Here is a 20,202-nt window from a genome sequence, read left to right as displayed (position 1 = left end):
AAAATACAATTCATATTTAGGTGATTCCATGGATTATGTTAATAACGTTCTCTTTTTAAATACTAATTACAGTAAAAATAAATTTATATATGCAACAGAAAATGAAAATGGAAACTTTAATATTTTTATGTTTAAAAAAGGTATGGAAATTTCTTGCTTAATCAAAGATATAAAATCCATTAATAATTTAGGATTTTACAGCAATGATAAGTGGTATATATTAACTAACAGAAAACTAGATTTACGCGATTATAAATCTAACCAAATTTCAAAATTAGACTTACATTTTTTAAAACCCGAACAAAAATTACTAAAAGTTTTTGAAAAAGATAACCATAAAATCATTATAATTTCTGTCAATATCGCTAAAAAACTTTTAATTTTACATGAATTAAATATACATAATGGCAACAATAAAATTATATACACTTTTAGCTACTCAGCAATTTTTACTATTGAAGATTTATTAAAAATCACATCAATTTATCCAATAACAAAAATACATAATTTTATAGTACATTTTTTAACTACTATATTGCTTAAAGATGAAATTCTTTTAGATCAGTATTCAGGTGCAAGATTGACTCTAAAAAACATAAGAGGCAGGAGTATTCTGAATTTAAAAACCGAAAATCACAATCTTAATTTCAATTTCAATTATAGCACTATTAATCGTGCCTTTTTCTTATCTAACAAATTACTTCTTATAAATATATCAACAATAACAAAGCCTTTTTCACTAGCAACCTTTAATATTTTCACAAAGGAGATTACATATTTAAATAGGAGTATTAAAACTACATTAGAATTATTAGGCATACAAGAAAAAAAAATAGGAAGTCATTTATACATTACAGAAGATAAAATTCCAGTTATAAAGTTAAAAGAAAAAAACAAAGTAAAATTATATTAATGCTACACGGCGGTCCTTACTATCATTTTGATTTTTCTTATAATCCTCTAGCCGAAAATTTAATTAATAATGAATTTACAGTTTATATGGTTAATTTTTACGGTAGTACAGGATATGGGGAGAATTACAAGAACAAAATACGATTAAGTGCTGGAGAATCAGATTTGCAACAAGTTATAAAAATAAGAAAACATCTCAATAACCTGTATCCTCAAAAAGAAGTTTACGTTTATGGAGAAAGTTACGGAGCATACTTAAGTACCCTTTTATCTTTTCAAAAATATATTCGGATCAAAAAAATTATAGCTTTTGGCACTTTTACAGATATAAGATACCAGATGTTATTTTCTAATTCCATTCTGTTAATGAGAGAATTATTTACCTTAGCCAACATTACAATAAAAAACCCTATTGATTTAGCTCGTAACACAAGAATTATACACGACATAACCTTTATTCATGGGAAAAATGATCAGCATTGCCCCTATCAACAAATAATCAATTTTCAAAATAGTTTAAACACCAAAAACCTTGAGAAAGTAAAAATAGTTACTATAGATAATTTTGGTCATTATAGTCTCAATTCTAAAGAGGATAGATTACTAACTAACCTGATTTCAAAGGAGGCAGCCATAGTTGAATAATAAAAATATAAGAAATCTTCTTAACAGAAAAATCAAAGGTGACCTTACATCAACACTGTTTAAATTTATTAACGCCGTCAAAAAACAAGAAAACAAATCCGTTGAATGGGAATTATTTTATTTATTTATTATAGAATCTTATGCTACCCCCAGATTAAATAGATACAGCGTTTCTCAACTCGGGCTCATACTTAAAGAAGAGGGGCTACAGCCTAGCATATATATTAAACCTTATGCTCACGGCCTCTTTATTCTAGCATTGAAGGACGGCAAAAAAATATATGGAAATCATTTCAATATATAAAAATGAAAGGATGAATTACCTTATGAAGAAAAAAGCAATTAGAACTACTTATAGAAGCACATTAGATAAATTCAAAGTTAATGTTTCATTTGATGAACATTGGTCTTACTATAAAGCAATTGATAATTCCTTACCTACAAGCGGATTCAAAGTACATTTATCCGCTAGCATCACTAATGCAACTACTATCATCGAAAGATGTTTACCTTATTTAATTCATAAAGGATTAAATTTCAAGGCGGTTAGTAATTTAAGGATTTTCGAACTACAAAACAGGGGGATATTTTGGTTTTCACAAATAGGAAAATTAGTAACCATATACCCACGCAATGATCAGGAATTAAACACATGCTTAGAGGAATTAAATTTGTTGACCAAAGATATCAATTCTCCTCTTATACCATCGGACTTTAATTACAAACAAAGTACTGTTGTACATTATAGATATGGAGCTTTTAAACAACTTTATAATAAGGAAAATACCAAAATGTTACTCGAATTATCGAACGGAAGTATATTAGAAGATAAAAGAACCAAAACAATCCCCCAAGAAGTAGCTGTTACTATACAAGATTTTGAACACCCTAGGTTTCAAGAGATACCGAGAAATTTTTTAATCTTATCAGTATTACGAAAAAGAGGTAAAGGCGGCGTTTATAAAGTTTTTGATACAACAGACAAAAAACTTAAGATATTAAAAGAAGGCTGTTTATTAGGAGAAATCGAAGAGTCAGGCGTGGATGGTTTAGATAGACTCTTTTGGGAAAAAAAAGTTCTAGAAGATATGCAAGAGCTTGTATACACTCCAAAAATATATGATGCTTTTTATGTTGCGAGAAATTTTTTTATTGTACAAGAATTCTTTGAAGGCAAAACATTAGAGGAAATGCTTTATAACGAACCCTCTTTTACAGAACTCACAATCTTAGCTATAGTTATTAAAATTGCTAAAGCCGTTGAAACAATACATATAAATTATAAATACACTATTCGTGATTTATCTTTTAATAACATACTAATAAACAAATTGTATGAGGTTAAATTAATCGATTTCGAATTTGCTCATAAAAACACAGAGGAAGCGCCGCCTTACATACTTGTAGGGTCTCCTGGTTTTTATGATAGTACATTTAGTCAGGAAAAGAACACGACCGATATTTATAGCATAGTATGCATACTATACTATCTTCTTAAACCTACTGAATATCAAAAAATCCAGAATATAAGGGCTGATTATTTTAAAAAAACATTAGAAGAGATTTCAAAAAAAAATCTAGATGATATCGATCCCCTTTTTAAAAATATAATTCAAAAAGGACTGAACTTTAAATATATTAATATAAATGAACTCTTAAATGATTTATATATAGCTCAGGAGTGTGTAGTCAAATGAAATTAGAAAACCCACCAATTTTAACAATAAATAGCCTATCCATCATTTATGAAAATAGCCATGGGATAACAGATATAAACTTAGAGTTTCAACCTGGAGATTTCGTCGCTTTAGTAGGCTCTAATGGAGCTGGAAAATCAACATTAATGAATGGGATTTCTGGGATACAAGAAATCACAAAAGGTACCATCTCTTTTCATGATAATTATATTAATAAGAATAACCCTTTTAGCATTTTAGGATTCAGCCCACAAAATCAAGTAATTGATTGGTACTTAAATGTAATAGACAATGTCCTGCTAGGTCCCTTATTAGCTGGCATAGGAAGAAAGCAATCTAAACAGATGGCCTTAGATGCTTTAAGACAAGTAAATTTAGAAAACAAAAACAGTTTTTCAGTCGATCAATTATCTGGCGGACAACAACAACGAGTTCAGATTGCACGTGCCATAGCACATAAACCTATATTTTACCTACTCGATGAACCTACTACAGGTTTAGATGCAGAGTCCGCAGAGATTTTTCTACAATACTTAAACTCTCGGGTAAATGAAAGCACATGCTCAGTACTTATATCTTCTCACGACTTAAACTTATTAGAAAGATACTGTAATAAAATGATATATATTGAAGAAGGAAAAATAATTTATCATGGTTCCATAAGCGAATTTTTAAATAATAACAATCAAGTTAATAAGTATGTAATAGAGTATCAAGGAACATTAGATACAACAACCTTAGATAAAATTACAGCACTTGGAGCAGAGATTTTATCTACCAAGCCATTAATATTAAATGTTAATCAAGCGTTAAGTATATCAAATATTATTTCAATACTTGAAAAAACAACAAAAATTATAAATATAAAAAATGAGCGTAATAGTCTAAGAGAAACATATCTTAAGCTAAAGACCACTAAGGAGCGCTGAAATTTATGGAAGCAAAAGACTTTAGAAGAAAAAGTAATCTAGGTTGGACAGGCTTAAAAATCTTAACCATTATAGAACTTAAAGCTTTTTGGAGAAATAAAAATATACTATATTCACAAATAATGCAACCAATTATGTATTTTTTATTTTTAGTAATGGGTGTTGGAGGCACAATTGGAAATATAACTTATAACAACTTAGAAATTTCATATGAGATGTATGCTCTAGTAGGAGTAATGGGTTTATTAATAACTAGTCAAATGACACAAACTATTTATCGAACTACCATCGATAAACGATGGGGACTGTTACCTTTAAAGTTTTCAAGTGGAATTAAACCCTTTTATTACATAATTGGGATGTCTACGTATCCTACTCTGGGTTTTTTATTTCAATCAACAATATTATATTTATTGTCTCTAATCGTGGGATTGAATTTTAATATACTCAATTATTTAATTGGATTAATACTAGCCGTAATTGCACTCTTATTCTGGACTTCCTTGGGCACTCTAATTACAGTTTTCATAAATGATTATCAAAAAAGAGACTCTATACTCGCTATGTTAATTTTACCCTTAGGATTTACCGCACCAACTTTTTATCTTATAGATTCAGTTCCTAATTATATAAAACTAATTACTCACTTTAATCCTTTAACGTATCAAATTACAGCAATTAGATCTGTTATGTTTGATGAACCAAATTTACTTTTTATAGCTTTAACAGTCTCTTTAACTATTCTTTCATTTTCAATTTGCTCAATTGTATTATACAAAGCAAAACTTGTTATTAAAGAAAAATAATTTATATGTTCTTTAATCAGCAATATATAGTAACTACTCTCTTATTACAGCTATTAAAATTAGAGAATAGTTACTATATTTACCTGCCCATAGCCTTCAAATTATACAAATCTTTATTTTTATTACATTCTACTTCCGTATGAATATTGAGTTCTTGATTTTGCGCTAAGAAAAATGAAAGAGCATATGCAATTTTATAATCCGGCGTTTCATATCCATCAAATACTCTTCCATACATTTCATTCGCGATTGAATCTGCCCACAATTCAGATTCTCTTATCGTTTCAAAAATAGTGTCTTCTCTCTTCCACTTCATCTTAAAAAACCACCCCTTTCATTGACTTCAATCACCAATAAATATATTATTAATTTAAATATATAAATAAATAATATACGGGGGCTATTATGCGAATATTACTACCTATTTTAACTTTAGTAGTAACATGTTTCCTTACTTTTAACGTACCGAGCTGGGATACGATTAAAACAGGTTGTTCAGAATTTACCGAAGGGTTCAAAGAAGGATTCTTCAACTAAAAATAGCGCTAGCCCCCTTATAAAAGGTATGCTAGCGCTATTCATATTTTCATGTTTTAAAAATTATCTAATGCTTTTTCCATAATGGAAACAGATTTAAAAGGTGGTGTTACTGTTAATGAACCTTTTACAACAGTTTCTCCTTTTTCATCATGAGCAAATACAAGCATATCAATTGTATGTTCCTCCTCTGAAACAGCCACAACTTCAAAGTGGATTTGTAACGTTTCATAATGGTGAACATGTTTCACGAACGTAAGGTCCTTCCTAGTAATATGACTACCTGGACCTGGTAAATATTTCGTAACCGCCGTTGTAATCAGCCCCGTTAGCATAATGCTTGGGACAATCGGCTTTTCATACGGAGTTTGGGATGCGTAATCATGCTGAATATATAATGGATTGGCATCATTCGTTAACCCTAAATACAATAACAAATCTTTATCCTCAATTTTTTCAGTGATAGATAATTTCTCTCCTACTGTAATTTCATCCATTTTACGACCAATTTGAACTTTTTTCTTTAACATGTTACAACCCCCTCCGATTTTTTCACCTTATTATCCTACTAAAAGCGATACCTTATCCGAAATTTACTATGATGAGGGCAATGTATAGTATAAGTCTATAGTTTCATTATAGGATACACCGAATGATAGCGTTTTCATATTATTTCAAAAAAACATTTCAATATATAGTAGAAAAAGATTCGGGGCCCCGAATCTTTTTCCGCTTATATTTAATTATTAAACAAGAACTTTCATAACGTTACGTACAGATTCGACAGAGCGATCTAACGCTTCTTTTTCATCTGCAAGAAGTTCTAATTCAATAATTTTTTCAATTCCGTTACCACCTAGAATTACTGGTACCCCTAAGTAAATGTCACTATAACCATACTCACCTTCAAGGTATGCAATAGCAGGTAATACACGGCGTTGATCTTTCAAGATTGCTTCTGTCATTTCAACTAAAGAAGCTGCTGGCGCATAATATGCACTACCGTTTCCTAATAAGCCTACAATCTCGCCGCCACCCTTACGTGTACGTTCTACAATTGCTTCTAAACGCTCTTTTGGAATTAATGTTTCTAACGGAATGCCACCTGCATAGGAATAGCGTACAAGAGGAACCATATCGTCACCATGTCCACCAAGAACAAATCCTGTAATGTCTTTCACAGAAAGGTTTAATTCTTGTGAAATGAATGTACGGAAACGAGCTGTATCTAATACGCCCGATTGACCGATAACACGCTCTTTCGGGAATCCTGCTTCTTTAAATACAGAATATGTCATTGCATCAACTGGATTTGTTAATACAACAATAATCGCATTTGGTGAATGTTTTGCAATGTCGCGCGTAATACTTTTCATAATTTTAGAGTTTGTTGCTACTAAGTCATCACGGCTCATACCAGGCTTACGCGCAATACCTGCTGTAATAACGACAACGTCAGAATCAGCAGTATCTGCGTAATCAGATGTACCAATAATGTTAGCATCAAAACCTTGTACTGGGCTCGCTTCTAACATATCTAACGCTTTCCCTTTTGTTGGATTTTCCAGCTGTGGAATGTCCACTATTACAACATCTGCAAGTTCTTTTTGTGCTAATAAGAATGCTGTTGTTGCTCCTGTAAATCCTGCACCGATGACTGAAACTTTCTTGCGTTTGATTGTCATAATTTACCCCCCGCTTTAATTATGCATTTTTGATTATCGCTACATCCATGTTTTTAATAAGTTCATTAGCGAACTCAGAACATTTCACTTCTGTTGCACCTTCCATTAAGCGTGCGAAATCATAAGTTACTACTTTTGATTCAATTGTTTTCTCAACTGAATCAGTTACTAAATTCGCAGCTTCGTTCCATCCTAAGTGCTCTAATAATAATACACCAGAAAGAAGAACAGACGATGGATTTACTTTATCTAAACCTGCATATTTTGGAGCTGTACCATGTGTAGCTTCAAAGATAGCATGTCCAGTCACATAGTTAATGTTTGCACCAGGTGCAATACCAATTCCACCTACTTGTGCAGCAAGTGCATCCGAGATGTAGTCTCCGTTTAAGTTCATTGTTGCAACAACATCGAACTCACGTGGACGAGTTAAAATTTGTTGTAAGAAGATGTCTGCAATAGAATCTTTTACGATGATTTTCCCAGCAGATTCTGCTTCTGCCATCGCTTTATTCGCTGCATCTTTACCATCTTTTTCAACGATGCGATCATATTCAGCCCAAGTAAATACTTTGTCGCCAAATTCTTGTTCAGCTACTTCGTAACCCCAGTTTTTGAAAGCACCTTCTGTAAATTTCATAATGTTTCCTTTATGAACTAATGTAACAGAAGAACGTTTTTCGTTAATTGCATATTGAATTGCAGCACGAACCAGACGCTTTGTCCCTTCCTCTGAAATTGGTTTAATACCAATCCCTGATGTTTCTGGGAAACGAATTTTATTAACGCCCATTGCTTCTTTTAGGAATGCAAGAACTTTTTCTGCTTCTGGAGAACCTTGTGCATATTCAATACCCGCGTAAATATCTTCTGTATTTTCACGGAAAATAACCATATCAGTATCTTCCGGACGTTTTACAGGTGAAGGAACACCTTCAAAGTAACGAACTGGACGTAGACATACATATAAATCTAATTCTTGACGAAGCGCAACGTTTAGAGAACGAATACCACCGCCAACTGGAGTTGTAAGTGGACCTTTAATTGCGATTAAATATTCACGAATTAAATTTAAAGTCTCTTCTGGTAACCACTCGCCTGTTTGGTTAAATGCTTTTTCCCCTGCAAGCACTTCTTTCCAAACAATTTTCTTCTCACCATCATATGCTTTCTCAACTGCTGCTTCTATTACGCGAGATGCTGCAGCCCAAATATCAGGACCAATTCCATCTCCTTCGATAAATGGAATAATCGGATTGTTTGGTACATTCATAACACCATTAGTTACAGTAATTTTTTCACCTGTCGTCAATGTGATAACCCCCATGTTTGAAATTTCATATGTATGAAACTGAGGGAATAACCCCTCAGTTCAAACCGTTAGTCAAATTTAAATATTCTAATCATTATATCTTTCCGAAAAAATCAGACTTTTGAAAGCGTATTTTCACTATCAAAATAGTGTTTTTCGCTTATCGTTGCGCTAGCGGAACGTACACTTGATGTGTCGGTCCATCATAATCAGCACGCGGACGGATTAAACGGTTGTTTTCATATTGTTCTAGAATATGAGCTAACCAGCCTGACATACGGCTAATTGCAAAGATAGGTGTAAATAAGTCATGGTCAATTCCTAAACAATGGTATACAGAAGCTGAATAGAAATCAACATTTGGTGGAAGACCTTTTTCTTTTGTTACAATGTCTTCAATTTTGATAGACATATTATACCATTTGTCTTCTCCTAAAAGCACGCATAATCTCTTAGACATTTCGCGTAAGTGTTTCGCGCGTGGATCACCATGCTCATATACGCGATGACCAAATCCCATAATTTTCACTTTATTTTGAAGAGCATTATGAATATATGATTCTACATTTTCTTCTTCGCCAATTTCAGTTAACATCTTCATTACATTTTCATTTGCCCCGCCGTGAAGAGGACCTTTTAATGCACCGATTGCTGCTGTAATACCAGAATACACATCTGAAAGTGTAGCTACGCAAACACGTGCAGTAAATGTAGAAGCGTTTAACTCATGATCTGCATGAAGTACAAGTGCCTTATCAAAAGCCTCAATTTCAACTTCATTTGGCTCACGATCATTTAACATGTACAAGAAGTTTGCAGCTAATGATAGATCTTTTCTTGGCTCAACAACATCTAACCCTTTACGAATTCTTGCATAAGCCGCAATTAAAGTTCCGACTTGAGCCTGTAATTTAACCGCTTTCAAATAATTAGACTTTCCATCCATTATTTCAGCGCTCTCATCATATAATGATAGCATGGAAATCGCAGTTCGTAAAACCGACATCGGGTGCGCGATTTTTAAATCTACTTGTTTCAAATATGTTAAAATCTCACCTGGTACTTTATAGTATTCAGATACTGTTCCACTAAATTCCGCTAGTTCTTTTTCGTTAGGAAGCTTGCGGTGCCATAATAAGTACACTACTTCTTCGAACGTAGCATTCTCAGCTAAATCATCAATATTATACCCAACATAAGTTAATGTATCATCAATAATAGAGCTCACAGATGATGTTGTTGCTACTACCCCTTCTAAACCTCGAATAACAGTCATGACATTCTCTCCTTTTCCTGAAAATTCTCCCAACCTTGCTCCTTATATCTATTTGCTCCCCTTATAAATTATGAACGCTCGTTCACTCTTTAGGCAAGCAAAATGCACGTTCATGCAAATTTGTTGCGATGTTCCCCTCTTATTGTCCATTGCTTACATGGAAAGCATGAGCGTGAATGTCTCCCCGAATCCTCACGCTCAGAACAACAAGTTAGTGAGGAAAATGAATTCCGAAGAGTTTATGATAAAAACAACATAAAACAATATCATTATAAAATTGTTTTATGTTGTTTTTATTTTATCTGGTGTAAAGTCTCTGTTGTTATGTAACTTTTCAAAGTTTCTAATCCTATTATAAACAATTATCTGACTTTTGTGAACAGAAAGAATTCAAAAATTTTATATTACTATAAAATTCCTTATTTAAACATTTGTATAATACTCATAACTGCATAGGCAATTCCAGCCCCAATTAACGGACCTACAGCAACTCCATTAAATAAAGCTACAGCTATAATTGTCCCAAAAACAAGTGCGGTTGTAATATGAGGATCCGTCGTTAATAATTGCACCCCACCTTTCGCCAATAAAGCAACCGCTACTCCTGAAGCTAAAGCAATCCATGCATAGTATGATTTCGCCGCTTCTCCAAGCTGTTTAAACCCTATTTCCCCCGTCGCAATTGGGACAAGCACTGCAATTGTAATAACCGTCACACCGAGGTTAATTCCTTTCGTTTGTAAATAAGGAAAGACTTTATCGCCTAAAAACGTAAACTTCAATAAAAATAACACTCCAACAGCTACAGTAAGCGATTGGTTTTTAGCAATAAGTCCTATAATAAGTAGTATGAATAAAAATAACGTTGACTGACTAATCATGATTGCACTTCCTTTCTGAAAATAATGAACTTGTTTCCAAACAAAAATACCCTTAAACCTATCGTTTTACATGCTATACCGATGCATATTTGATAATTATAATAAAGAAAAAAATGATTTTTATATACATTTCAAAATTACAAATAAGACTTTAACCAGAAAAAAATAAAGCATGCATATACATTTAAAAGCGGATGTCTCTCCTTTCTTTTATAATAAGAAACAGGTAAAATAAAAAGGAGAGAAAATGAAGTTTTTACCATATAGTAGAAGCATCACCAACAAGCTTCTGTAGTCATTAATCCGCTGCAGAAGCAGGCTAAATCCATCATTCCACTATAACATAAAGTGAAACTTTGATCAGTGAATCTCACTAGTTATAAGTTGAACGAATTAGGATAATCCAAATTGGAATGGGAGGTATACATCTTTGAACCGAAACTTACTATATATAATATTACGACTCATATTTGTCATTGTAGCAACGGTAGTTGGGTTCTATGCATTGCTGTACATGTCAGGCCTTATCTACCCTTTTATTATCGCTTTTGCATTCGCTTATTTGATTAATCCTGTCGTCAATTTCCTTAATCAAAAACTACAATTCCCTCGCGCATTAGCGGTACTCGTTAGCTTAATTCTCGTATTCGGAGCTATCGTTGGACTTGTTACATACCTTGTAACTGAAGCAATATCTGCCACAACGTACTTACTACAAATTGTTACAGTGAAGTTTCCAGATATCGTTGCATTCGCCCAACAATTTGCACTTAATCATATTATGCCTCTCTATGATGATTTAATCTCTAAATTTAATCATCTCGGAGAACCACAGCGCTACACTATTACACAAAACATTCAAAACTTAGGCACCGAAGCAACGACACAAATGAAAGAACTTTTAACCGCCATTATAAGTGGGTTAACAAATTTCATTAGTGCATTACCAACAACTTTAACTGTCCTTGTCTTCGTCTTATTAGCCACCTTCTTCATTAGTTACGATTGGCACCGTCTTGCTCATAAAGTAAGAAAACTTCTACCTAATCGTTTGCATGGATACGGAAAAACTATTTTTGTCGATTTAAGAAAAGCTTTGTTTGGTTTTGTTAAAGCGCAACTTACACTCGTATCTATGACAACTATCATTGTACTAATCGGCCTTTTAATATTACGCGTGCCATACGCAATTACTATCGCGATTATTACAGGGGTTGTAGATTTACTCCCGTATTTAGGAACTGGAGCCGTCTTCGTTCCTTGGGTTATATACGTATTTTTCACAGGCGATACTGCATTCGCCATCGGTCTTCTCATCCTATACATCGTCGTGATTGTCCAAAGACAAATCATGGAGCCAAAAGTACTTTCATCTAATATTGGACTCGATCCATTAGCGACACTCATCGCTCTATTTGTCGGCTTTAAGCTCTTTGGTTTTTTAGGATTAATCATCGGTCCAGTCATATTAGTACTACTTAATACATTACACAAAGCTCATGTATTCCACGATTTATGGAAATTCATTAAAGGCTCACCATCAAAATAATGTTTTCTAACTCATACACAACAAAAAATCAACTGTAATCAGTGGGAAATTCCCACTGATTACTCACTGTACTTTTTTGTACTACCTACATCTATAAGAGAATTTCCTAAAAAAGGATAATCCTCTTATTTTTTTGCATAAAAACGCATATTTTAGGACGAAAATACATTTTTATTCTATATATTTTATAATTATTACTTACATTTATTACTTTTTATGTAAATGAATAAATATGCAAAACGAGGCAGATGAACCCTTTAATCAGTAATTTTTCTTCTCCTGTCTAACTTCTGCTCACTAGTCGAATCTTACTACAAGCAAAAAACAGCATCCTAATGTAACACTTTTCATTCACAAGAACCCTCTGCATCCTATCGTTTAATAACTAACAAAAATCCAACCCGAGCAGGAAGCTAACAATTGACTATAAATAGCAAATAAAAAAATAACGCATAGATCGCTATAATCTACGCGTTATTTCTGAACAATAATAGTAGTTCTCTTTCTAAATTTCCAATCAATCCACTTCATAACAACCGGCTTCAATAAAGCCCTCGTTACAGGAACAACAAAGATAAAACCTATTATATCCGTCACATATCCAGGCAGTACTAAAAGAATACCTCCTACGAATATAAAAATACCATCTAGAACCGTATCACCCGGCATTTCTCCTCTATTTAACCTAAATTGAATCTCTCTAAGTACTTTAAACCCTTGTCGTTTCGCCAAATATACACCCACAATACCCGTAAATACAATCATAGCGAACGTAGACCATAAACCTATTACATGACTCGATCCTATCAATACCGCAATCTCAATCGCCGGTATTACAATAAGTAAGAATAGCAACCACTTCACAGCTCCACACTCCTTCATATTTCATTCGAAAGGTGAAAGGCATAACTTTTCCCGCCATCACCTTGCAAAAACCCTTATAAGCCCCTTAAAACACTCATACAAGCTTTACAAAGGACGAATAACCCTCTTCCCGCTAGACATTATAACAAACGTTTTTCGAAGCAATTTCAAGTATTTAAAGCTATCTCTATCCTTTTTTGTGTAAAAAAAAGAGAAGGACTCCGATCCTTCTCTCCGTATTACTTCTTATAGCACTTCCGCATGTCCATTATAAACAATTCCGCGTGCTGCATCAACTGTTACTTCTTGGCCACTTTTTAAAGTTGTTGTTACGCCGTTTACACCAACGATAACAGGAATACCGATTGATACACCCACAACAGCTGCATGGCTTGTTAGACCGCCTTCTTCTACAACTAGAGCTGCAGCTTTTTCAATTGCAGGAATCATATCTTTATCAGTACTTGTTGTAACAAGGATATCACCTTTGTTTACGTTCGCTACAGCTTCAGCAGCTGTTTTCGCTACAACTACTTTACCTTTTGCAGCTTTACGACCGATTCCTTGTCCTTTAGCAACTTCTTCACCAACAACGTGGATTTTCATTAAGTTTGTTGTACCAGTTTCAGCAACTGGTACACCAGCAGTGATTACTACAGTATCTCCAAGTCCGATTAGACCCGCATCCATACCTGTTTGAATTGCTGTATCTAACATTTCATCAGTAGACGCTGCACGTTTTCCAGCCATAAACGCTTGTACACCCCAAACAAGTGCAAGACGACGTCCTACTTGCTCGTCAGATGTTACAGCTACGATTGGAGATTTCGGACGGTATTTAGAGATCATTTTCGCAGTATGTCCACTTTCTGTTGGAGCTACGATTGCAGCTACATCAAGAGCAAGTGCTGTATGCGCAACAGATTGGCTAATTGCATCTGTAATTGTTGGAGTGAACTCTTTAATACGTTTTTTGAACATATCTTCATATTGTAATGATTTTTCAACACGTACCGCAATGTTAGCCATCATTGTTACAGATTCTACAGGGTATTGACCCGCAGCAGTTTCACCTGAAAGCATGATTGCATCTGTTCCATCGAAGATTGCGTTTGCTACGTCACTTGCTTCCGCACGAGTTGGACGTGGGTTACGTTGCATAGAATCTAACATTTGTGTTGCAGTAATAACTGGTTTGCCTAATACGTTACATTTTTTGATTAGACGTTTTTGTACTAATGGTACTTCTTCTGGTGGAATTTCTACACCCATATCACCACGAGCAACCATTAAACCGTCAGAAACTTCTAAGATTGAATCGATATTGTCGATACCTTCTTGGTTTTCGATTTTTGGTACAATTTGGATGTATTGAGCGTTATGCCCTTCTAATAATTCACGAATTTCTAATACGTCAGATGCTTTACGTACGAAAGATGCTGCGATGAAATCAACTTTTTGCTCGATACCGAAAACGATATCTTGTACGTCTTTTTCAGTGATACCAGGAAGCTTAATGCTTACGTTTGGTACGTTAACACCTTTTTTATTTTTTACAGTTCCGCTGTTTAATACTTTTGTACGGATGTCTCCGTCAGCTTTCTCGATTACTTCTAGTTCGATAAGACCGTCATCGATTAGAATACGAGAACCTGGATCAACATCATCATAAAGACCAGCATAAGATACAGAGAACTTCTCTGCAGTTCCTAATACTTGTTCAGTAGAAAGAATTACTTCTGCACCTGTTACAAGCTCAGCTTGTCCGTCTACGAAGTCATGTGTACGGATTTCTGGACCTTTTGTATCAAGTAAGATACCAACTGTTTTACCAGTTTTCTTTGAAGCTTCACGAATATTTTTAATACGAGCTCCATGCTCTTCATGGCTACCATGAGAGAAGTTTAAACGAGCAACGTTCATACCCGCTTCCATTAATTGCTCTAATTTCTCAATACTTTCACTAGCAGGACCTATAGTACATACAATTTTAGTTTTACGCATATTGCACCTCCGAAAATTATGAAACCGTTCCCAAATACAAGGCATTAAGCCAATTAGATAGATAATTCTTTAGATAATTGATACATATCTTTATCGATTGTATGCTTTTGAGCTAACGCTTCGATAATGTCATGATCAACAAGTTTATTATTTTGAATACCAACACAACGTCCGCCATTACCAGCAATTAATAATTCAACTGCTCTTGCGCCAAGACGACTAGCTAATACACGGTCTTGTGCACTTGGTGATCCACCACGTTGTACGTGACCTAATACAGTTACACGAGTATCAAAGCTTGTTGCTTCTTCAATGTGCTTACCGATGTCAATTGCACTTCCAACACCTTCAGCTACAACGATAATACTGTGCTTTTTGCCACGTTCACTACCGCGTTTCAGACGAGCGATAACATCTTCCATGTCATACTTTTCTTCTGGAATTAAGATAGTTTCTGCACCATCAGCTAAACCAGCCCATAATGCGATATCTCCAGCGTGACGTCCCATTACTTCGATAACATATGTACGTTCATGAGATGTAGCTGTATCACGGATTTTATCAATTGCATCAATAACAGTATTTAAAGCTGTATCGAAACCAATTGTGAAGTCTGTTCCAGGGATATCATTGTCGATTGTACCTGGTACACCTACACATGGGAATCCTTGCTCAGTTAATTTTTTTGCGCCTTGGTAAGAACCATCTCCACCAATAACAACAAGTCCTTCAATACCATGTTTCTTTAATTGCTCGATTCCTTTTAGTCGTACTTCTGGGTCTTTAAACTCAGGACATCTTGCTGTATATAATTTTGTACCACCGCGGTGGATAATATCGCCAACAGAACCAAGTTCTAATTTTTCAATATGACCAGAAATTAAACCAGCGTATCCATGGTAAATACCATATACTTCAATATCATGGAAAATCGCTTTACGAACAACTGCACGAATGGCAGCATTCATACCAGGTGAATCTCCACCACTCGTTAATACACCAATACGTTTCATTTGTACTCACCTCATAAAGATTATTTGCCTTATAATAAAATAACACGAAAAAATACAAAAACACAATGGAGAAGATGTGTCTTTTCATAATAAAAACGTGCATTCGCGAAGAGGAACGCACGCTTTTCTTATTTTATCCCAATGGAAGCGTTTGAAAACGAAACTTGCCCAATTTTCATATATTTTTCATAACGTTTTTCGATTAATTCATCTTTCGAAATTCCGCTTAATTGTTCAAAAGTTTTCTTAAGCATTAAATCTATATTTTCTGATTGTTTCAAAACATTACGATGCGCTCCGCCTTTTGCCTCTGGAATAATTTCGTCAATTACACCTAATTCTTTCAAATCTAATGCTGTAATTTTCATCGCTTCTGCAGCTTCTTTTGCTTTACCAGCATCTTTCCAAAGAATCGCCGCCGCACCCTCTGGTGTAATGACAGAATAAGTGGAATTTTCCAGCATGTGAATGTAATCTCCTACTCCAAGACCTAACGCACCACCGCTACCACCTTCACCGATAACAATGCAAATAACAGGTACAGTTAAACCCGCCATCTCAAATAAATTACGGGCAATTGCCTCACTTTGTCCACGTTCTTCAGCTGCTTTACCAGGATAAGCTCCCTTCGTATCGATGAAACAAATAATGGGACGATTAAACTTTTCCGCTTGTTTCATTAGACGCAGTGCTTTTCGATATCCTTCTGGATGAGGCATCCCAAAATTACGACGAATATTTTCTTTCGTATCTTTTCCGCGTTGGTGCCCAATTACAGTTACAGGCATCCCCTTATATTTCGCAATGCCGCCGACAATCGCTGCATCGTCGCCAAATAGGCGATCTCCATGACATTCAAAAAAATTAGTAAATAAGTGCTCAATATAATCGAGCGTTGTCGGTCGTTCTGCATGACGAGCAATTTGAACACGGTCCCATACTTTCATATTGCCGTATATATCTTCCTCTAGTTTTTCTAGCTTGTCTTCCAAAATACGAATCTCCTCACTGAAGTCCATCTGGCTGTTTTTCGTATAGTCTTTCAGTTCACGAATCTTATTTCTTAGCTCAACAACTGGTTTCTCAAATTCTAGCTCTGCCATACAGCCATTTCCCCTCCTTGATGAACTTCTAAAATCTTACGGAGTGATTCTCTCATATCATCACGATGCACCACCGCATCTAATTGACCGTGCTCTAGTAAAAATTCTGCCGTTTGGAAATCTTCTGGCAGTTTCTCACGCACTGTTTGTTCAATTACGCGTCTACCAGCAAAGCCGATAAGTGCACCTGGCTCCGCAAGATTGTAATCACCAAGTGAAGCGAAACTCGCTGAAACCCCGCCCGTCGTCGGGTGAGTCATAACAGAAATAAATAACCCTCCTGCATTACTATGCTTTTTCAAAGCTACGCTTGTTTTCGCCATTTGCATTAAACTTAATATCCCTTCTTGCATACGGGCACCACCCGACGCAGTAAAGATAATAAATGGAACCTGTAAGTCGTATGCCTTTTCAACCGCACGAGCAATTTTTTCTCCTACAACAGAGCCCATGCTGCCCATTCGAAAACGAGAATCCATTACTGCAACAACAACAAGCATGTCATCAATTGTTCCTTCACCAGTTACAACCGCTTCATACAATTCAGTCTTCTTACGATCGTTTTCTAGTTTCTCTTCATATCCCGGAAACTCAAGTGGATTTAGTGAAACCATCTCTTTGTCATACTCACGAAATGAACCTTCGTCCAATATACTATCAAGGCGTTCCCATGCATTCATCGGATGATGATATCCACAATTCACGCATACTTTTAAATTTTTAAGAAGTTCTTTCGTATACATGATTTTTTTACATTTCGGACATTTTGTCATAACGCCATCTGGTACATCTTTTCGTATTTGTTCTGAAGGTATTGCAGCGTACTTTTTCTTTTTCACGAATAAATCTCTTAGCACAATTTGACCCCCTTCGTTGAGAGCTAAGGTTAGCGTAAGAAGAAAATGGGGCTAACACCAATGTTTGATGTTAGCCTTATCTTCTCAATCTGTCTAATAACCTCTCTCTTTACGTTTAACTTTAACCGCTATGCGGTAGAATGTTTGTCATAACGTGTCATGGTCATTTCGACAAATTTTATACATTACGAGTGAAACTGTATATTCTCTACTAATTCATCGTAAATTTTTAACGCATCATTTTCTTGTTTCACTTCCAAAGTAGCATAAAGCTTTCTATAGATTTCGATAGAATCTCCTGAAACTTCACAAGAAAGAGTTGCAACGTAATCATTTACGATCATCCAAATGCGATAGAGTAAATAATTATCGAACTGTTCAATAAGTGTTTTAAAGAACGTTTGATGAAGCACCGGAATTGAGCTTTCATTTTCTTCAAGCACTTGGTGTAATTTACTTAGTACTTCAGAAAACGTTTCTTTCGGTAAATTACATACAAGTCGAATCATATCTTTCTCAAGCAATCGTTTTGTTTGTAATAAATCACGAATTGTTTTCTCATCTTGCAGTAAAAACGGAGCAATTAATTGTACAAGACCGTTATCGTAAAAGTTTCGAATAAACGTCCCCTCACCACGTCTCGTTTCAATTAATCCTACCAGTTCTAAAGCACGTAATGCTTCTCTTACAGAGGAACGTCCAACATTTAAGCGTGAACTTAACTCACGCTCAGATGGCAAACGATCCCCTGCTACTAAACAATCCTCTTCCATAATGGATCGGATTTTTTTTACAATTTCGAGATATACTTTTGTATTTGATGATGTCAATGGAAATTCCTCGCTTATTCTTTACCAATCAGCGCTAATTGTCTTGTTTTCTCAGCGACTTCATTTGGATCTACTTGACGGCGAGCTACTCCTGTTTCCATTGCTGCTTTCGCAACGTAAGCCGCTACTTGAGGCGCTACACGCGCGTCAAATGGCGCTGGAATGATATGGTCTGCATTCAACTCATCGTCTGATACAAGCTCTGCAATGGCTTGTACAGCTGCCATCTTCATTTCTTCATTAATTTGTGTCGCATGTACATCAAGTGCACCGCGGAAAATACCTGGGAACGCTAGTACATTATTTACTTGGTTCGGGAAGTCAGAACGACCTGTTCCAACAACAGCTGCGCCCGCTGCTTTTGCCAATTCTGGCATAATTTCTGGAACCGGATTCGCCATTGCAAAAATAATTGCATCGTCATTCATTGTACGAACCATCTCTTCATTTAACGCACCTGCTGCAGATACACCAATGAATACGTCCGCACCTTGTAAAACGTCAGCTAAAGAACCTTCGATACGATTCTTATTTGTATATTTTGCAACTTCATCCTTCACCGGATTCATACCGACAGGACGACCTTCATAGATTGCACCTTTACGGTCACACATAATAACGTCACGTACACCATAGCGATATAAAAGTTTAATGATTGCAATACCTGCTGCACCTGCACCATTTGCGACAACTTTAATGTCGGACATTTTCTTTCCAACTAACTTCAGCGCGTTCACAAGACCTGCTACTGTTACGATAGCTGTTCCGTGTTGATCATCATGGAATATCGGAATGTTTGTCTCTTTTTTCAAACGTTCTTCAATAACGAAGCAGTTTGGTGCTGCGATATCTTCTAAGTTTACACCGCCAAAAGTTGGCTCCATTAATTTTACAGTTTCAACAATTTTATCTACATCGTTTGTATTTAAGGCAATCGGGAATGCATCTACGCCAGCAAAGCTCTTGAATAATACAGCTTTACCTTCCATTACTGGAAGAGATGCTTCAGGTCCAATGTTACCAAGACCAAGTACAGCCGTTCCATCTGTCACAACTGCTACCATATTTCCCTTCATTGTATATTCATATACCTTACTTTTATCGTCATAAATTTCTTTACAAGGCTCTGCAACCCCTGGAGAATATGCAAGACTTAAATCTTTTGCATTTTCTACTTTTACTTTTGATACAGTTTCTAATTTTCCTTGATGCACTTTATGCATATGAAGTGCTTCTTCACGAAGTGTTGACAAGCTATCCACTCTCCTCAAATTATTCTTGCTGCTATCAATTTCTCCAAGT

Annotated in this window: 21 protein-coding genes; 8 read left to right on the top strand and 13 right to left on the bottom strand. The window is 35.2% G+C overall.

Translation table 11 applies throughout. From position 1 onward, the window contains the following. Window positions 1-28: 28 nt before the first annotated feature. Genes ACE38F_RS06110 through ACE38F_RS06085 form a run of 6 tightly spaced genes read left to right on the top strand, consistent with a single transcriptional unit; the run spans window position 29 to window position 4,989 of the window. Window positions 29-913, top strand: coding sequence for a hypothetical protein (locus ACE38F_RS06110; protein ID WP_375369979.1), 885 nt, complete (start codon window positions 29-31; stop codon window positions 911-913). Continuing rightward, complete coding sequence (locus ACE38F_RS06105) at window positions 913-1,557, top strand: alpha/beta hydrolase family protein (RefSeq protein ID WP_375369980.1); 645 nt, start codon at window positions 913-915, stop codon at window positions 1,555-1,557. The genes ACE38F_RS06110 and ACE38F_RS06105 overlap by 1 nt, the downstream gene beginning before the upstream one ends. Further along, entirely contained in the window at window positions 1,550-1,861 is a 312-nt protein-coding gene (locus ACE38F_RS06100) for a hypothetical protein (protein WP_375369981.1), read from the top strand. The genes ACE38F_RS06105 and ACE38F_RS06100 overlap by 8 nt, the downstream gene beginning before the upstream one ends. Window positions 1,862-1,883: 22 nt before the next feature. Then, window positions 1,884-3,254 carry a class III lanthionine synthetase LanKC N-terminal domain-containing protein gene (locus tag ACE38F_RS06095; RefSeq protein WP_375369982.1) on the top strand — a complete coding sequence of 457 codons (1,371 nt, stop codon included), beginning with the start codon at window positions 1,884-1,886 and terminating at the stop codon, window positions 3,252-3,254. Next, a complete protein-coding gene (locus tag ACE38F_RS06090; RefSeq protein ID WP_375369983.1) occupies window positions 3,251-4,183 on the top strand; it encodes a metal ABC transporter ATP-binding protein in 933 nt (310 codons plus the stop codon). The genes ACE38F_RS06095 and ACE38F_RS06090 overlap by 4 nt, the downstream gene beginning before the upstream one ends. A 5-nt stretch (window positions 4,184-4,188) precedes the next feature. Continuing rightward, on the top strand, window positions 4,189-4,989 hold the full coding sequence (locus tag ACE38F_RS06085; RefSeq protein ID WP_375369984.1) for an ABC transporter permease: 801 nt from the start codon (window positions 4,189-4,191) through the stop codon (window positions 4,987-4,989). 79 nt (window positions 4,990-5,068) lie between these two features. On the opposite strand, the gene ACE38F_RS06080 is transcribed toward ACE38F_RS06085, so the two are convergent. Continuing rightward, window positions 5,069-5,305, bottom strand: a complete 237-nt coding sequence (locus tag ACE38F_RS06080) for a hypothetical protein (RefSeq protein ID WP_375369985.1) — start codon at window positions 5,303-5,305, stop codon at window positions 5,069-5,071. An 89-nt stretch (window positions 5,306-5,394) separates the two neighbouring features. On the opposite strand from ACE38F_RS06080, the gene ACE38F_RS06075 reads away from it, so the two are divergent. After that, window positions 5,395-5,526 (top strand): hypothetical protein, encoded by a 132-nt coding sequence (locus ACE38F_RS06075; protein ID WP_375369986.1) that lies wholly within the window; start codon window positions 5,395-5,397, stop codon window positions 5,524-5,526. A 56-nt stretch (window positions 5,527-5,582) separates the two neighbouring features. On the opposite strand, the gene ACE38F_RS06070 is transcribed toward ACE38F_RS06075, so the two are convergent. The 5 genes from ACE38F_RS06070 to ACE38F_RS06050 form a co-directional block, all read right to left on the bottom strand. After that, window positions 5,583-6,056: a MaoC family dehydratase gene (locus ACE38F_RS06070; protein WP_016106325.1), complete on the bottom strand. Its 474-nt coding sequence runs from the start codon at window positions 6,054-6,056 to the stop codon at window positions 5,583-5,585. Window positions 6,057-6,272: 216 nt separating this feature from the next. After that, a complete protein-coding gene (gene mdh, locus ACE38F_RS06065) occupies window positions 6,273-7,211 on the bottom strand; it encodes a malate dehydrogenase (RefSeq protein WP_215554374.1) in 939 nt (312 codons plus the stop codon). A 19-nt stretch (window positions 7,212-7,230) separates the two neighbouring features. Then, window positions 7,231-8,523 carry an NADP-dependent isocitrate dehydrogenase gene (gene icd / locus ACE38F_RS06060; RefSeq protein ID WP_193656557.1) on the bottom strand — a complete coding sequence of 431 codons (1,293 nt, stop codon included), beginning with the start codon at window positions 8,521-8,523 and terminating at the stop codon, window positions 7,231-7,233. Between the two features lie 160 nt (window positions 8,524-8,683). Then, window positions 8,684-9,832, bottom strand: coding sequence for a citrate synthase (gene citZ / locus ACE38F_RS06055; protein ID WP_002015492.1), 1,149 nt, complete (start codon window positions 9,830-9,832; stop codon window positions 8,684-8,686). A gap of 386 nt (window positions 9,833-10,218) precedes the next feature. Then, window positions 10,219-10,680, bottom strand: coding sequence for a DUF441 domain-containing protein (locus ACE38F_RS06050; protein WP_002112200.1), 462 nt, complete (start codon window positions 10,678-10,680; stop codon window positions 10,219-10,221). 430 nt (window positions 10,681-11,110) lie between these two features. Between ACE38F_RS06050 and ytvI the strand changes: the two genes are divergently transcribed. Next, window positions 11,111-12,229, top strand: a complete 1,119-nt coding sequence (gene ytvI, locus ACE38F_RS06045; RefSeq protein ID WP_375369987.1) for a sporulation integral membrane protein YtvI — start codon at window positions 11,111-11,113, stop codon at window positions 12,227-12,229. A 474-nt stretch (window positions 12,230-12,703) separates the two neighbouring features. Here the strand turns inward: ytvI and ACE38F_RS06040 are convergent, their stop codons facing one another. The 7 genes from ACE38F_RS06040 to ystJ all read right to left on the bottom strand — a co-directional run bounded on the left by ACE38F_RS06040 (window position 12,704) and on the right by ystJ (window position 20,123). Then, entirely contained in the window at window positions 12,704-13,093 is a 390-nt protein-coding gene (locus tag ACE38F_RS06040) for an FxsA family protein (protein ID WP_002160258.1), read from the bottom strand. Between the two features lie 246 nt (window positions 13,094-13,339). Then, window positions 13,340-15,097 (bottom strand): pyruvate kinase, encoded by a 1,758-nt coding sequence (gene pyk / locus ACE38F_RS06035; RefSeq protein WP_215554376.1) that lies wholly within the window; start codon window positions 15,095-15,097, stop codon window positions 13,340-13,342. A 53-nt stretch (window positions 15,098-15,150) separates the two neighbouring features. Next, complete coding sequence (gene pfkA / locus ACE38F_RS06030) at window positions 15,151-16,110, bottom strand: 6-phosphofructokinase (RefSeq protein WP_002034288.1); 960 nt, start codon at window positions 16,108-16,110, stop codon at window positions 15,151-15,153. A 128-nt stretch (window positions 16,111-16,238) separates the two neighbouring features. Next, a complete protein-coding gene (gene accA / locus ACE38F_RS06025) occupies window positions 16,239-17,213 on the bottom strand; it encodes an acetyl-CoA carboxylase carboxyl transferase subunit alpha (RefSeq protein ID WP_000818787.1) in 975 nt (324 codons plus the stop codon). After that, on the bottom strand, window positions 17,201-18,070 hold the full coding sequence (gene accD, locus ACE38F_RS06020) for an acetyl-CoA carboxylase, carboxyltransferase subunit beta (protein WP_002160256.1): 870 nt from the start codon (window positions 18,068-18,070) through the stop codon (window positions 17,201-17,203). Before accD ends, accA begins: the two co-directional genes overlap by 13 nt. Window positions 18,071-18,255: 185 nt before the next feature. Continuing rightward, window positions 18,256-18,900, bottom strand: a complete 645-nt coding sequence (locus ACE38F_RS06015; RefSeq protein ID WP_002160255.1) for a FadR/GntR family transcriptional regulator — start codon at window positions 18,898-18,900, stop codon at window positions 18,256-18,258. A gap of 14 nt (window positions 18,901-18,914) precedes the next feature. Next, on the bottom strand, window positions 18,915-20,123 hold the full coding sequence (ystJ, locus tag ACE38F_RS06010) for an NADP-dependent malic enzyme (RefSeq protein ID WP_215556638.1): 1,209 nt from the start codon (window positions 20,121-20,123) through the stop codon (window positions 18,915-18,917). Window positions 20,124-20,202 lie beyond the last annotated feature (79 nt).

Source organism: Bacillus altaicus (assembly GCF_042136375.2).
Taxonomy (GTDB): domain Bacteria; phylum Bacillota; class Bacilli; order Bacillales; family Bacillaceae_G; genus Bacillus_A; species Bacillus_A cereus_U.
This window is presented reverse-complemented; position numbering and strand designations above follow the sequence as displayed.